This window comes from Robertmurraya sp. GLU-23, assembly GCF_052983275.1.
The window spans coordinates 92,235-107,089 of sequence record NZ_JBRKCV010000004.1 but is presented as its reverse complement, the minus strand read 5'-3'; the positions used below and the strand labels follow the sequence as shown (position 1 = coordinate 107,089).

Genomic DNA, 14,855 nt, shown 5'->3' with positions numbered 1-14,855 from the left:
TTTTATTTTCTTTTTCCATTTGACCACAAAAATAAAACAAAAATCCAACTCACCCTTCATTAATCAGTGAGTTGGATTTCTTATTACTTACTTAATTCTGCCACCTGCTGTTCAGTTAATGCCCCTTCATATACATGTAAGTCATCGATTAATCCTTTATATGGTGTATCCCACCAGTTTACACCAAGGCCAAAGGTTCCGTTCGTTGTTGTAAATACATTCGGGAAGCCGCCTTTGTTAAATTTCTCTTCTCCATTCACATAAACCGAGATTTGACCTTCATTGACTATAAATGCGAGATGTGTCCACTCTCCAGCTGGAATTGTCATCCCGGTAACCGCATCGTACCAGGCAGTGCCAGACCAGATCATGGTTTGATTACCAACTGGTCCCATTGGAACAAGACTCACCCAATTATTTGAATCTCTTGCCCCAAAGAATGTCGTAGTAAATGGTGTTAGCTCTTCAGGCTTTAACCAAAGTGCCACAGAATAGGAGTTGCTTGAAATCAAGCCATTTGGTAGTCGTACTCCTGAATCCCCGTTAAAAACAGCCGCATTTCCACTTTTTCCTTCTGCGTAGCTGATGTTTCCAGACGTATTATCAATACGATTTCCAGTAACCGTTCCTGTGGCTACATTACCTAATGAATCTGTTAAATCTCCGTTAAAGGAATAGTGTGCAATTTCCCCACTTGCCTTTGCTGGCAGAACAGTAATGGTAAAGACTTTTGTTATTGTTTCGCTTCCTTTTTGAATCGTTGCTGTTAATGTCGCTTCGGCAGGCTCAGAACCTGCTGCAGGACGTGAAATGATCCCTGTGTCTGTTACCACATCTGCATTTGAAGATGACCAGCTGATTACTGCATCACGAGTTCCTTCGGTTGGTAGTTCGAGATTATTAATCACAGCCGCCGTATCCCCAATATTCAAATCAGCTTTAACATCTGCGACGATTTCTTTATCTGTTTTAGCTGGAACCTTGCTTCCCCAAATCGCAATTCCTTCCTGAGATAAAGCACTAAAGGTCATCACATGTGTTTCTGAGGTTGGGTCCCACTGACGTAAAAATACCCCTTTATACGTATAGCCATCAATAATCAACTCGGTTGAGTTATGATCTGTCTTTTTCCACGTTCCTGTCACATCACCGGTGATTTTATTGTTTTTCGCTAGCGTAATATCAACAGTTTTCTTGATTTCTGCCGAGATGTCTTTTCCGTGGTTGATCATTTTGTAGTCGCCAATGAGATCTTCTCGGTATACTTTTTCTAATGTCTCACCAGCATAGCGATAAGGTGCGACCACTGGCCAACCATCTTTATTCATAAACATTTGATGAACACGAATTTCATGCATTTCGCCTGTTTGCGGGAAACGAGTATGGAATATCAAAAAGTTTTCACCTGTTTCTGGGTCATAGTAGGCTGAGTTATGGCCTGGAGAAACATACCCCGTACCAATTCCTGTTCCTTCGTCACCGATTTTTCTATCAAAAAGGTGATTCCCCATAACTTTAACCCCATACGGTTCAATTGATTTGTCATCGAATATAGGAAGGTTAGGGTCCGCCTTAACGTTAATCATGTCATTGCCTTGTGCATCATAGTAAGGACCGTCTGGATTCTCGGAGCGAACGACACGCATATTATAGCCGCCAATTGCATCAAGACCTCCAAATGATAGATACATATAATAATAGTCGGTTTCAGGGCTGTATAATACGTAAGCGCCTTCAATTCTGCTGTGATTTCCACCTAATAATTTCTTCCCATAGCCTTGGCCTGAAAAAGGCTTCCCTGTTTCAGGATCCATTTCCATAATAAAAATTCCACCGGAATACGACCCGTACATCATCCAAAGCTTTCCGTCTTTATCAAAAAATACATCTGGATCTACCGCATTTGGATGAACGGTAGCATTATAAATGGTTCCATCCTCACTCGTTTGGTCCCACATACCCGATTTTATAATAATTCCTAAATCTTTATAAGGTCCTTCTACACTGTCAGCTACCGCCACACCAAGTGCTGATCTTGGAGAGTCCCCTTTACAAGCATTGTAATACATATAAAACTGTCCATCTTCTAGCTGAATCACGTCAGCTGCCCACAAAGTATCTGATTGAGCCCATTCAAACGTCTCTTTTAACTCTTTAACCACATCTTCAAAAAGTGGATTGCTGCTACTAACTCCATTTGCTACCTGTTCCCACTTCATAAGGTCATTCGATTTAGCGGCAGCTAAATGCGAGCCAAACACATAATACGTTTCGTCTACTTTAATAACGGATGGATCATGAACAGACGCATTTTCAAAGGTTGGAGCTTCGATTGTGTCTTCTGTTGTATGTTTACTAGCTGCAAATGCCGAGATCGGAATAATTAATGAAATAGCGACGACACTCAAAAACCATTTTTGTAAAGTTCGTTTACTCATCTTTTCCTCTCGCTTTCTGAATTTGAATTCCTTGTTTCCCATAAATGTATAAAAAACCTCCTATCCGCTTCATATATGTACGTACAACCATATAAAGATTAAGCGCTTTCAACTCAACCTAAATACAGAGTACACCATATTCTACTAAACTATCAATGTGACCAAAGAACTATATTTGTACGGTCAAGTTGGTTTGGTATGACAATTACAATAAATATATGTGCAATCAAGTTTGCAAAATACTATGAAACATCTGTTATAGCTTCTCCTCTTGACATAAACCACCAATTGCTTTAATATACTTCAAGTTCAAGATACTTCTACTTTCGAAGTATTATATATAGTTCAGTGTGTATAAAGGAGAGTTTTTATGAATAGTAGAGTAACTGTCATGATTAGTATTGTCCTGGCAATGCTAGTAGCATCCATAGATACAACCATCATGAACACCACCATGCCCGTTATTGCCGAGGAGCTTGGCCGTTTTGATTTGTATGCATGGTCTTTTGCTTCCTATATGATTGCAAGCACCATTTTGTCCCCGGTAGCTGGAAGATTATCTGATTTGTTTGGGAGAAAGAAAGTATTTGGCTTCGGGATCTTACTTTTCTTAGCTGGATCACTTTTATGTGGTATATCTGCTAATATGATACAATTGGTTATTTTCCGTGCCGTACAAGGAATGGGTGCTGGTTTTATGATGACATTTCCAGCAATTATTGCTGGTGACCTGTTCTCCGTAGAAAAACGAGGAAAAATCCAGGCGTTATTCACCGGAATGTGGGGATTGTCAGCTGTACTTGCTCCCCTATTAGGATCTTTTTTTGTGGAAGTTTTGTCATGGAGATGGATTTTCTATATTAACCTACCCATCTGTCTGATTTCGTTTGTCACTTTATTAGCTTATAAAGAGGAATATGTACCGAAAAAAGCAAAAGTCGATTATATTGGTGCGGGACTGTTTGGAGCTAGCATTACTAGTCTGCTTCTTGTTACAGTGGTTGAGGAAAATAGATGGATCTATTGCATTGTAGGAGTGTTATTGCTTGTAGGTTTTTATTTCTTCGAGAAAAAACAAGCTTCACCGATCGTTCCATTTTCTATGTTTAAAAACAAGATGATAACGAGAATTAATTTTAATGGATTTGTTGGAAACCTAGCGCTTTTTGGTACAGCTAGTTATATTCCATTGTTCTTACAAAATATTGCTGGTCTTTCCTTATTTCTCAGTGGTGTTGCGCTTCTCGGTTCGGCTATTGGCTGGATGATGGCAGCCGTACCGGCAGGAAAATGGATATTAAAATACGGATATCGAAGATTGCTGATTATCGGTAATGCGTTTTTATTTGCATCTGGTCTTTTGTTGCTTCTTCTAGATCCAAGTCATGGTTTTTGGTTTGTATTCTTTGTTATGCTTATCCAAGGAATCGCTTTCGGAATGCTTTCTACAGTGGGAGTGATTGGAGTTCAACAACTGGTGGGAGTACATGAAAAAGGAGTATCAACGGCATTTTTTATGCTCTGCCGTAACATGGGTACCGTTATAGGTGTAACGGTTATGGGTTATCTTTTAACAACAGGTGCTACCGATATGGACGGTATTCATCATTTATTCCAGTTTGGTTTTATCGGAAGTATTTTAGCTCTACTAACATCTTTCCTTATTCAAAAAAATGCAGCAGAACAATCCGCTCCAGCTGCTAAAATTGGGTAACATAAAAGGACGCTCAGGGAGCGTCCTTTTACTTGCTATGAGCAACTTTTCTCTTTTGGGATGTCTGAACTCCGTTTCCATTCCAGAAGACAACAGCTGTTGCTGCAAATAATAATATCGCGGTAACGAGGAAAACTGTCTGAATCGGGAATAAACCACCGATTGCTCCACCAAGTATCGGTCCAATCATCCCACCTAATTGGTTGGCGGTTTGGTTCAGTCCGAACGCTCTGCCACGGAAATCCTCTTCCGTTGCCTTTACCACAAGACCGTTTAATGCTGGGAATACCGCACAGAAGAAAACACCAAACAAGAAGCGTACGATTGAGAATCCCCAAATTTCAGAAAACGCGATTTGGGCGAGCATGCCAATCCCCCCACCGAGAAGGCCAATGAACAATACTTTATGAAATCCCACTTTATCTGCCCATTTGCCCCATACAGGTGCGAACAAAGCACTCGCAATTCCAGGCAAAGAGAAAATGATTCCCGCTAATAGTGAAGTATTTTCATAGGCTCCGCCGATTTTCACCACATACAGTGGGAGAACAGGCTCAAGAATCATAATGGAACAACTGGTTATGATGGTCAGTACAATGACCATCACTAGTGGACGGTTGGACATTGCTAACTTGATATCGTTAGAGACTGATCCTCTTTCTTTACTAGGTACAAAGTTCTCTTCTGTGACCCATAAGATAATAAGAATGGTGGCAATGAATACAATTATCCCACCCGTTGCAAACGCCCATCTGTTACCAACCCACTCTGCAATGGCACCACCAATTAATGGTCCAGCAATCATACCAGAGGCTGAGGCTGTCGATATGAGCGATAACGCATAGCCTACGTGCTTAGAGGGAGTATTTGTTCCAATAAGTGCGATGGCTCCAGGAATAAAACCACTGAGTAAACCTTGTAGTATTCGAAGTACCAAAATTTGATAAGGGTTCGTGACAAAGGCCATTAAAGTGTAAATAAAGAACAGGACAATTCCAGCCCGTACAATCATTGGTTTTCTACCGTATTTATCGGCTATTCTTCCCCAGAATGGTGAGGCAATTGCCCCTGCAAAAAATGCGGAGCTAAACAATAATCCTGACCACATTTCCGTATGGTCGTGCACACCAATTTCGATTAGAAAGATGGGTAAGAACGGAATGACCATAGAAAAACTAGCTGCTGTAAAAAAGACGCCAATCCAAAGTACCCACAAATTTCGTTTCCACGTTTCCATCCTTTACATCTCCGTTTTTTTCATTCGCTAATGCTTTGCAAGATTTATATCTTTATATAATAACATAAAATGGAATTGTTTTCATTTCCGAAATATTCGAGGTTTAAAATAAAAAACATTCACCAAAAAGGCGAATGCTTCTATTTTATCTTATACTCCGCGCTTATTTCCCCATAAAAACGCATGTAATTGTGGCAAAACTTTTACATCGTTGAGTTCAGGATCAGCAACAGCACAATCTACTAGCCACTCGTATTTTTGTAAAAGCTTTTTCACAAGCTCATCGTTGTTTGTATTGGTGAGGTCGTCATTTCCTACTTGTAAGTAAAAAGGAATAGTAGCGTATCTTTTATGAACCATTTTCGCATACTCTAAATCAAGATCATCAAAAATAACTACTTTTACACTCACTTGATTTGCAAATTCTCCTGCTTGCAAGTTGACGAAAATGCTGTCCAACACCTCGAAATTCGTCTCCATGCCAGAGCTTGGCGGCTTCGGAGAAAGAGTTAGTTCGTCAATTTGTAAAAACCAATCTTGCCAACGGCTGCCTTGTGTTTCAATTCCGATCTTGATTTGATTTTCTTTAAGCTGGCCAATTAATCCATCTAAATTTTTCAAAAGGGCGGGGTTTCCACCTGAGATCGTTACAAATGAAAAATTGTCTCCGCCGATTTCTTTAAGCTCGTGCCAAATTTCTTCTGCTGTCATCATGCGAATATCATCTTTTGCGCTGCCATCCCAAGTGAAGGCTGAGTCGCACCAGCTGCACGAATAATCACAGCCAGCTGTGCGGACAAACATCGTTTTTTGCCCGATGACCATGCCTTCTCCTTGAATCGTTGGACCAAAAATTTCTAACACAGGAATTTTACTCATTCCTCCATCCACTCCCTTCTTGCTTCGGCATAGCTTGTAGGAGTTTCATAGAGTTTCACAAATTCCACTCTTGCCCCAAGATACAGATTTTGACGTTCTTCTGTTGAAACAGCTTCTTGCATTTTTTCATAAATCCAGACAACCATGTTTTCCGCCGTTGTATTCATCGGAGGTAGTGTTTCGTTTAAATATCTATGATCAAGAAAAATTTCAATTTCATTTTTCCAAATGTCTTTAATGTCACCAAAGTCCATCATTAAACCTCTGTCATCAACAAAGCCGCTAATTCCAAAGATCACTTTATACGTATGGCCGTGAAGGTTTTTACATTTTCCTTCATAACAGTGTAGGTGGTGTGCAGCATCAAACGTAAATTCCTTACTCACAAGCACACGTTTGGTATGATATTTTAGTTCGTTTCGTTTGATGTCTTGATCTATTTTTTGAAGATTCTCTACGATGCGAAATCCGTACATGTGTTAAAACCTCCCGTTATAAAATTCATCAAGGCCTCTTTTACGTAACACACAAGCGGGGCATTCTCCACAGCCATCAGAGATGACACCATTGTAGCAAGTTAATGTATTTTCACGAACGTAATCAAGCTTACCTAACTCATCCGCTAATGCCCAGGTTTCGGCCTTATTTAACCACATAAGCGGGGTATGGATCACAAATTGATCATCCATGGAAAGATTTAAGGTAACATTTAATGATTTAATAAAAATGTCACGGCAATCTGGGTACCCGCTAAAATCTGTTTCACAAACGCCTGTTACTAAATGCTTCGCACCCACTTGACGTGCTAAAACACCAGCAAATGTTAGGAATAAGAGGTTTCTTCCTGGAACAAAAGTAGATGGAAGTTCTCCTTCTTCTCCTTCTTTTACTTCGATATCTGAGCGAGTTAACGCATTTGGTGCTAATTGATTGAGTAATGACATATCTAATATATGGTGTCTGACACCTAATTCATTGGCTATATTTTTTGCACATTGTATTTCTAAGCTATGACGTTGGTTATAGTCAAACGTTACCGCTTCGACTTCTTTAAAGTTTTTAAGTGCCCAAAATAAACAAGTCGTGCTATCCTGTCCGCCGCTAAACACAACAATGGCTTTATCGTTTTTCAATTTGCATGCTCCTTTTTAACAGAAAAAACAGCACTACTAAGAAAGCAGTACTGTTTTCCTTAGTTTTTTAGAGAGGGTAGCTAGAACCTCTTTTTATTTATCCCTCGAGAATTATATCATATTTCGACAAAAGTGGTAGTAAATTTGTTCTTACTATCATACTTATTAATAAAACTATAAAATATGTAATCTATTTGCATAAATTTTATATATGTGTATAATATATTTTGTTATATATGGAAAATGTTTTCTAGGGTTCCGCAACAGCTTGTTGGACTGGACCGAGAGGAAACTCACAGTTTTTTCGGCTGTGTCACGGAGGGATAAAAGCCCGGGAGGTAACTGATTTTTCAGTAGCTCTCGGGCTTTTTTTGTTTTGTGGGAATAATAAATTTTGGAGGGATTTCTCATGAATAAGCATTGGATCATGGTGTTTATTGCTGCTTTTTTTGAGGTGTTTTGGGTGATTGGGTTGAAGCATGCCGATAATGTCTGGAGTTGGTTAGGAACAGTTATTTCGATTGCTATCAGTTTCTATGTGATGCTTCGCGCGAGCCGCGCCCTACCAGTTGGAACGGTGTATGCAGTCTTTGTCGGATTAGGAACGGTCGGTACGGTATTGGCAGATATCTTGTTTTTTGGAGACATTTTTAAAATAGAAAAAATGCTGCTGATTCTGATTTTATTGATAGGAATCATTGGTCTTAAGATCGTCACGGGAGAAAAAGTACTGGAAGGAGAGGAAAACTAATGGCATGGTTTGCCCTAATTTTAGCAGGTATGTTTGAAATAGTTGGTGTGAGTTTGATCAATCAATTCAATATAAAACGAAATTGGTATTCACTAGCTTTCGTAGTTCTTGGATTTGGAGTGAGTTTCTTTCTTCTCTCATTTGCGATGGAAACGATACCGATGGGAACTGCGTATGCGATTTGGACAGGAATTGGGACTGCAGGTAGTGCTATTATAGGGATTATGTTTTATGGTGAATCAAACGATTGGAAACGTATGCTTTTTATCGCTATGGTGTTAGGGTCTGTGATTGGGTTAAAGCTAGTATCATAAAAGGAGTAGCCTTAAAAGAAGCTACTCCTCTTTTTATCTATTTAATGATTTCATCAATAATCCCATATTCCTTCGCTTCTTCTGCGCTCATAAAATAATCTCGGTCTGTATCCCTCGCTACCTTCTCCACAGGCTGGCCTGTTTGGTCGGAAATAATCTGATTGATATGTTCACGAAGTTTGATAATCCGTTTGGCTGAGATTTCGATTTCTGTTGCTTGCCCCCTCGCTCCCCCAAGAGGCTGATGAATCATGATCTCACTATTCGGGAGTGCCATCCTCTTTCCTTTTGTTCCAGCGAGTAAGAGCATCGCCCCAAAGGAAGCAGCCATCCCTGTACAGATCGTCCTTACATCTGGTTTAATGTATTGCATCGTATCATAAATCGCGAATCCCGCCGAAGTGGAACCACCAGGACTATTAATATAGATAGAAATGTCTTTCTCGGGTTGATCGGCTGCTAAAAATAATAACTGTGCTACTACGTTATTAGCTACAGCATCATTAATCTCCTCACCGATCATAATAATTCGATCCTTTAATAGTCTAGAGTAAATATCGTACGAACGTTCTCCGCGATTCGAATGTTCAATTACATAAGGAATTAAACTCATATTTGTTTCCTCCTTCGTTTCAGCATAAAATTATGCAGCCATACAGACAGTGCGTGAAGGATGATTGAAGAGAGGTGATGGTTTTTTCATACTGCAAGTTAGGGAATCCTCTTTACGTAACGAGCGAATGTTCGGAATGGAACGAATCAGTATCGACGGATTTTGAGACTTGAAAGAATCATGAAGAAGGATCTCGATTTGTTGACGTTCTTCCTCATTCCAATACTGTTCAATGAACGGATTGTGTTCTTTTTTTCCAAGCCGCTGTTTTGCCCGGAAGATGGCCGCCTTTACAGCCGCTTCAGAAGTATCCAAAAGCTCTGCTATTTCCGAAAGTTGAAATTGAAAGCCTTCTTTTAAGGCAAACATAATTGCTTGTTTCGGTGTTAATTGATAAATCAGTTTTTGAATCACTTCAAAGCGGTTAACAATTTGTTCTGTCTCGTTTTGGGATTGTTCAGGAATATCTTCGAGTGTTTCTTTGTTGCGCTTTCTTATGGTGTCGATCCATTCATTATGAGCAATCTTATTCAAAAGCGCGGCAGAAATCTCCGGCTGATACTTATAATGAAGCCAAGCCTTGAGGAACGATTCCTGAGCCAAATCCTCTCCATCCCATTTATTTTGGGAAATGAACTGACAATATCGTTGAAGCTTTGAATAAAGTTCCTCGATTTCTTCCTCATGTGTAAGACTAGGGTGTTCCTGAACATCCGTCTTCTTTTTCCTAACTTTACTATGCACAACCATCACTCCTTCAGCACTCTCTATCCTTTAAACGAAGAATGGAGAAATAAAGATACGGGGTCACCATCTTTTTTTAGTTTATACGAAATGTATATGGTGGTACCACTATTTGAAACATAAAAAATGTGACTACTCTAAATCGAATAGTCACATTTGAGTTCAAGGAAACAGCTTTAACTTTTTTGCTTCCTCTTCATGGTTGGTCATCATTTCATCAAAAAGTTCTTCCATCGTTTTATTTTCGGTAGAAAGCCCTAATTTCTTTGCTGCTTGAAGAATTTTTGCTTCACGTACTTCATGTGCTAGCTGACGGAAATCCTTGTTATCTGTAGATATTCCCAATTCTTTTGCTTCTTTCTTGATACTGGTTTCACGAACTTCTTTGGCTAGTTCTTTGAGTTCTTTCCCCTCAGTAGAAATGCCAAGGTCCTTTGCCCTTGATTTAATGAGGGTTTCTCGGACTTCTTTTGCTAAGGTGTCACTATCTTTTCCATCCGTTTTGATACCAAGCTCGTCTGCTTGTTTTTTAATAAAGGTTTCTTTTACTTCTTTAGCTAGAGTGTCAAAGTTCTTTCCCTCTGTTTTAATTCCGAGTTCTTCCGCCTTCTTTTTGATCATGGCTTCACGAACTTCTTTCGCTATCGTTTCGGAATTCTTTCCCTCAGTTGAAATCCCTAACTCTTTCGCTTTTTTCTCAAGAAACTCTGGACTATGGTGGAAATGTCCCTTATGAGCATGTGCTTCCTTCGATTCCACTTCCTCCTTTTCCTCTGTTGCAGCAAATGCTTGAACAGATCCCAACAATCCAAAAACTAGAGCAACCATAAATAATCTACTGATTTTATTCACCATTTCTTTCCTCCTTCATTTTATGTTTTGTACTACAGAAGGTAGGATGTCCAGAAATTATTACCAATTTATGAACAAATGATGAAAGAATCATTAAACAATTTTATACCCACTTTTCTTGACGCAGCTTTCTTCCATTATCACATCAAGAATTTCTTCGGTATAGTGGTGAAAGGTTGGGTTGGATCGACTTCTAGGTCTTGGCAAATCAATATTTTTGTTCAACACTACTTCCCCTTCACCAATCACAATCACTCGGTCCGATAGAAGAACGGCTTCTTCCACATCATGCGTGACTAAAATCGCAGTGAGTCGATTCTCTTTCCATACGGACTCAATCAGGTTTTGCATTTCCATTCGAGTTAACGCGTCAAGAGCTCCAAGTGGCTCATCTAACAGTAACAGCTTTGGTTCATGGACAAGCGCCCGAGCTAGTGCTACTCGTTGCTTTTGTCCTCCTGATAGCGAAGATGGATAATGGTCAGCTCGTTCTTTTAAACCAACACTATTTAATACATACGTAGCTTTAGGTTTCCAATCACCCGTTAAGCCCAAACCGACATTTTGGAGAATGGTTTTCCACGGCAGCAATCTTCCATCTTGGAACATCATTCTTGCATCATCGTTAATGGTTGTTAATCTTTCACCATTCACTTTTACTTGACCCTCATTTATTTTTTCTAGACCAGCAATTATACGAAGCAGTGTACTTTTTCCGCAGCCACTTTTCCCAACGATCGAAATAAATTCTCCTTGAAAAATAGAGAGGTCAATGCCTTTTAATACCGGGGTGTTGCTATACGATTTCCGAACATGATCGACATGTAATATTGGGTTAAAGTCCATACGATATCATCCTCCTTCTGTTACGATAATTGCTTCCACATCAGCCATTTTTTTTCAAAGAGTTTTGCAATCCAATCAGAGAGCTTTCCAAGTAAGGAATAGATGAGAATGCTTAACACAATCACATCCATCTGCATAAATTCTCTCGCGTTCATGGCCATATAACCGATTCCAGAATTGGCGGCGATAGTCTCGGCCACAATAAGTGTCGTCCACATCACCCCTAAAGCGTATCGAATACCTACCAAAATGGAAGATAACGCACCTGGTAAAATGACCTGAAAGAATAGCGAATATCCTTTCAAACCATAGGCTCTTCCCATTTCAATAAGTCCTTTATCAACCCCTTTGATTCCGTGGTACGTATTGATATAGATTGGAAAAAGAACTCCTAAAGCGACGAGAAACACTTTAGACACTTCATCAATTCCAAACCAAAGGATAACGAGTGGAAGTAACGCTAAATGCGGAATATTTCTAAGCATTTGAATCGAAGTATCCAATAGTAAATCCAAAGGTTTAAATAATCCATTAAATAAACCGAAAAGAAACCCTAATAACCCTCCGATCAGAAAACCAGTTAAGGCACGACCTAGACTTATAGTAATGTGGTTGATTAATTCACCTGATGCAGTAAGCTCCGCTCCAGATTGGATCACCGCTATTGGTGAGGGTAGAATGGTAGCCGGAATCATCCCGTTCATACTTAGAATCTGCCATAACCCAAGGATGAACATAGGAAGCATCCAAGGAATCAGCTTTTCCCTCCATATACGATTGAACATTCCCTTTCCCTCCATTCTTACTGTTTGACTGCCTCATTGACCTTTATTTCATTAGGAATAATCTCTAATGTGTAAAACAAGTCAGCCATTTCTTGTTGTTCTTTCAAAATTTCATCATTGATGTCCTCTACCCCATACACACGTCGTTCAACCGCTAAGGTAACAGAAGCTTCATCCATTTTTAGCTCTGTTGCTAGTAACTCAATGAGCTCCTCATGATGACTATTCGCCCAGTCCATAGATTCTGACACTTCATTTAGAACGGTGTTAAGTAATTCTTCTTGGTTAGTTGCGAAATCTTCGGTAGAAACAAAAAAGTCTCGATCAGAGGTTAACCCTTCCCCAGTGACCAGTAATTTGGCATTGGCATTTACCTCAGTAGAAGATGTATAAGGATCCCACACAACCCATGCGTCTACCTGATCTTGCTCAAATGCAATCCGAGCATTTCCAGGAGTTAAATAGGCAGGTTCAATATCATCGAGAGAAAGACCAACAGATGCTAAGGCTTTGACGAGTAAATAGTGGGAACTAGAGCCTTTTGAAAAAGCGATCTTTTTCCCTTTTAAGTCAGCGAGCGACGTGATTGTTGAATCATTTTTCACAAGAATTCCACTGCCTTCATACTTCGAAAACCCTGCAGCAACATATGTTACTTGAGAACCCGCTGCCTGTGAGAAGATCGGCGGTGTGTTCCCGGTTCGACCAAAATCAATGCTTCCTGCATTTAAGGCTTCTAAAAGAGAAGGTCCATCCTGAAATTCCTTCCATTCGACCGTAAATCCTAACTCTTTTAAGCTTTCTTCTAAGGTTCCACGTGACTTTACAATAAACAAAGGTCCATTTTTTTGATAACCAATTCTAACTACCTTTTCCTCATCTGTTTCATTACTCGATTGATTGCTACAACCGATCGTCACGAAACATAGCAGAAGTAAACTACTAAGGATCATCAGATACTTTTTATTCATTTTCAAATTGATACACAACCTATCTATTTTTATCTCATACTTGAATGCTGGAGATTTTGAAAATATTCCACGCTTATTTCTTTTAATCTACTTCTTTGCACTTTTCCTGTTGGTCCGTGAGGGAGATCTTTAACGATGACAACTTTTGCTGGACACTTGAAACTTGTTAGGTTTCTTTTACAATGATCCATGACCAACTGTTCCAACTCATCATTGTGATCGTGTTGATTTTGATGTATATAGGCAACGATTTCTTCTCCATAGAGATGGTGCGGGATCCCAATGACAGCCGCTTCTTTAATCATAGGAAGCTGACGTATTACGTCCTCCACCTCGTAGGGACTGATTTTTTCCCCTCCGCGATTGATCATTTCTTTGATTCGACCAACGATAAATACATACCCCTCCTCGTCTACGTAGCCGAGATCGCCGGTATGAAACCAGCCTTCTCGAAAATCATCTTGGTTCAGAGCTTCCACATACGCGGTGATGACATTTTTTCCACGAATGGTTATTTCCCCTACTTTATTAGCAGGCACTTTTCTTCCGTTAGAGTCGACAATTTGAAGCTCAAGCCCAACTGGCCGACCAACAGATCCTAGTACTCTCTTTTTTGGTGGAAGTGGATTTACGCATATCTGACTCGCCGCTTCTGTCATTCCATACGATTGAATTAAAGGAATACCAAATCGTTGTTCAAATCGTTTTGCATGAATCATTGGTAGCTGTGCTGAGGCGGAACGGATAAATCGAAAATGAGTGGGAATTTCTTTCGGCTTTGGTTTTTCTAGTAAAATCCCTATTATCGCAGGTACGGCTGATACCCATGTGATCTGAAACTCAGAGATGACCTCCCAAAACTTTGTTGCACTGAACTTCTCTTCAAGAACGATTTTTCCATGTGATAAAATGGTCGAAAGAACGGCCACCACTTGGGCATTAATATGAAATAATGGCAAAAAGCAGTAGGTTGTATCTGTTGGTTGAAGCGCATGAGACATGATAATATTTTTGGCCGTCTCCAGAATTTGTTGATGAGTTAATCCAACTGCTTTTGGAACGCCCGTCGTTCCTGATGTATATAAAAGGATCGCAATGGAATTTTCTTCTATATTGGATTCACGCTGGTGTGGTTGAGGTAAATCTTTAAAATCAAAGAAGGTGTAACCGTCGTAGTCCACACGGCAAAAGGAATCGAGTGGAATCCTCTTCACCTCTTCTTTTAATAAAAAGTTTGTATACTTTGGTTTGATAAATCCAAATACCGGCTTGCTTCTTTCAAGGAAAGAAAGAAATTCAATCTCTGGCATGTTGGGATTCATCGGTACAACGACCGCACCGTAATCGATGATTCCTAGAAAAATAGAAATAAATTGATATGAGTTTGGTAGGCCGACAAGGATACGATCTCCTTTGGAGACACCCGCTGTGATCAAATAATCTTGAACTTTTGCCATCTCCCATTGCAATTCTCTCGTTGTATACCAGGTTTCTTTCTCATGTAAAATGGGCCTATTTTGTAGTAACGCTTCTTGTATTTGTTGTGTTAGTTTTGACATTTGACTCCACTCCTATCTA

14 protein-coding genes, 1 pseudogene and 2 riboswitches are annotated in these 14,855 nt (G+C 39.7%); of the genes and pseudogenes, 3 read left to right on the top strand and 12 right to left on the bottom strand.

Going from position 1 to position 14,855, the window contains the following annotated elements; translation table 11 throughout:
• Window positions 1-83: 83 nt before the first annotated feature.
• Complete coding sequence (locus tag ACVBAX_RS09645) at window positions 84-2,438, bottom strand: family 43 glycosylhydrolase (protein WP_447116832.1); 2,355 nt, start codon at window positions 2,436-2,438, stop codon at window positions 84-86.
• A gap of 370 nt (window positions 2,439-2,808) precedes the next feature.
• Here ACVBAX_RS09645 and ACVBAX_RS09640 point away from each other — a divergent pair, with 370 nt between their 5' ends.
• On the top strand, window positions 2,809-4,152 hold the full coding sequence (locus ACVBAX_RS09640) for an MFS transporter (RefSeq protein ID WP_447116831.1): 1,344 nt from the start codon (window positions 2,809-2,811) through the stop codon (window positions 4,150-4,152).
• Between the two features lie 28 nt (window positions 4,153-4,180).
• Here ACVBAX_RS09640 and ACVBAX_RS09635 read toward each other — a convergent pair whose 3' ends face one another.
• The 4 genes from ACVBAX_RS09635 to queC all read right to left on the bottom strand — a co-directional run bounded on the left by ACVBAX_RS09635 (window position 4,181) and on the right by queC (window position 7,401).
• Window positions 4,181-5,389 (bottom strand): MFS transporter, encoded by a 1,209-nt coding sequence (locus tag ACVBAX_RS09635; RefSeq protein ID WP_447116830.1) that lies wholly within the window; start codon window positions 5,387-5,389, stop codon window positions 4,181-4,183.
• 150 nt (window positions 5,390-5,539) lie between these two features.
• Window positions 5,540-6,268, bottom strand: a complete 729-nt coding sequence (gene queE, locus ACVBAX_RS09630) for a 7-carboxy-7-deazaguanine synthase QueE (protein WP_447116829.1) — start codon at window positions 6,266-6,268, stop codon at window positions 5,540-5,542.
• Complete coding sequence (gene queD / locus ACVBAX_RS09625; protein ID WP_447116828.1) at window positions 6,265-6,744, bottom strand: 6-carboxytetrahydropterin synthase QueD; 480 nt, start codon at window positions 6,742-6,744, stop codon at window positions 6,265-6,267. Before queD ends, queE begins: the two co-directional genes overlap by 4 nt.
• Window positions 6,745-6,747: 3 nt before the next feature.
• Window positions 6,748-7,401: a 7-cyano-7-deazaguanine synthase QueC gene (queC, locus tag ACVBAX_RS09620; RefSeq protein WP_447116827.1), complete on the bottom strand. Its 654-nt coding sequence runs from the start codon at window positions 7,399-7,401 to the stop codon at window positions 6,748-6,750.
• Between the two features lie 53 nt (window positions 7,402-7,454).
• A riboswitch (PreQ1 riboswitch) is annotated at window positions 7,455-7,497 on the bottom strand.
• 143 nt (window positions 7,498-7,640) lie between these two features.
• A riboswitch (guanidine-I (ykkC/yxkD leader) is annotated at window positions 7,641-7,741 on the top strand.
• Window positions 7,742-7,810: 69 nt separating this feature from the next.
• On the opposite strand from queC, the gene ACVBAX_RS09615 reads away from it, so the two are divergent.
• The gene (locus ACVBAX_RS09615; RefSeq protein ID WP_430774216.1) at window positions 7,811-8,152 is read left to right on the top strand and encodes a DMT family transporter; all 342 of its coding nucleotides are present in this window, start codon (window positions 7,811-7,813) and stop codon (window positions 8,150-8,152) included.
• The gene (locus tag ACVBAX_RS09610; RefSeq protein WP_447116826.1) at window positions 8,152-8,466 is read left to right on the top strand and encodes a DMT family transporter; all 315 of its coding nucleotides are present in this window, start codon (window positions 8,152-8,154) and stop codon (window positions 8,464-8,466) included. Before ACVBAX_RS09615 ends, ACVBAX_RS09610 begins: the two co-directional genes overlap by 1 nt.
• Window positions 8,467-8,503: 37 nt before the next feature.
• Here ACVBAX_RS09610 and clpP read toward each other — a convergent pair.
• From clpP to ACVBAX_RS09575, 7 genes and pseudogenes are all read right to left on the bottom strand, one after another.
• Window positions 8,504-9,085 (bottom strand): annotated as a pseudogene (clpP, locus tag ACVBAX_RS09605) (ATP-dependent Clp endopeptidase proteolytic subunit ClpP); the annotation flags it as partial.
• Between the two features lie 24 nt (window positions 9,086-9,109).
• Window positions 9,110-9,823 carry a sigma-70 family RNA polymerase sigma factor gene (locus ACVBAX_RS09600; RefSeq protein WP_447116825.1) on the bottom strand — a complete coding sequence of 238 codons (714 nt, stop codon included), beginning with the start codon at window positions 9,821-9,823 and terminating at the stop codon, window positions 9,110-9,112.
• A gap of 162 nt (window positions 9,824-9,985) precedes the next feature.
• Window positions 9,986-10,678, bottom strand: coding sequence for a hypothetical protein (locus ACVBAX_RS09595; RefSeq protein ID WP_447116824.1), 693 nt, complete (start codon window positions 10,676-10,678; stop codon window positions 9,986-9,988).
• Window positions 10,679-10,768: 90 nt separating this feature from the next.
• Complete coding sequence (locus tag ACVBAX_RS09590) at window positions 10,769-11,521, bottom strand: ABC transporter ATP-binding protein (RefSeq protein WP_447116823.1); 753 nt, start codon at window positions 11,519-11,521, stop codon at window positions 10,769-10,771.
• A gap of 20 nt (window positions 11,522-11,541) precedes the next feature.
• On the bottom strand, window positions 11,542-12,306 hold the full coding sequence (locus tag ACVBAX_RS09585) for an ABC transporter permease subunit (protein ID WP_447116822.1): 765 nt from the start codon (window positions 12,304-12,306) through the stop codon (window positions 11,542-11,544).
• Between the two features lie 17 nt (window positions 12,307-12,323).
• Window positions 12,324-13,277 carry a sulfonate ABC transporter substrate-binding protein gene (locus tag ACVBAX_RS09580; RefSeq protein ID WP_447116959.1) on the bottom strand — a complete coding sequence of 318 codons (954 nt, stop codon included), beginning with the start codon at window positions 13,275-13,277 and terminating at the stop codon, window positions 12,324-12,326.
• A gap of 29 nt (window positions 13,278-13,306) precedes the next feature.
• Window positions 13,307-14,836: an AMP-binding protein gene (locus ACVBAX_RS09575; RefSeq protein ID WP_447116821.1), complete on the bottom strand. Its 1,530-nt coding sequence runs from the start codon at window positions 14,834-14,836 to the stop codon at window positions 13,307-13,309.
• Window positions 14,837-14,855: the final 19 nt, after the last annotated feature.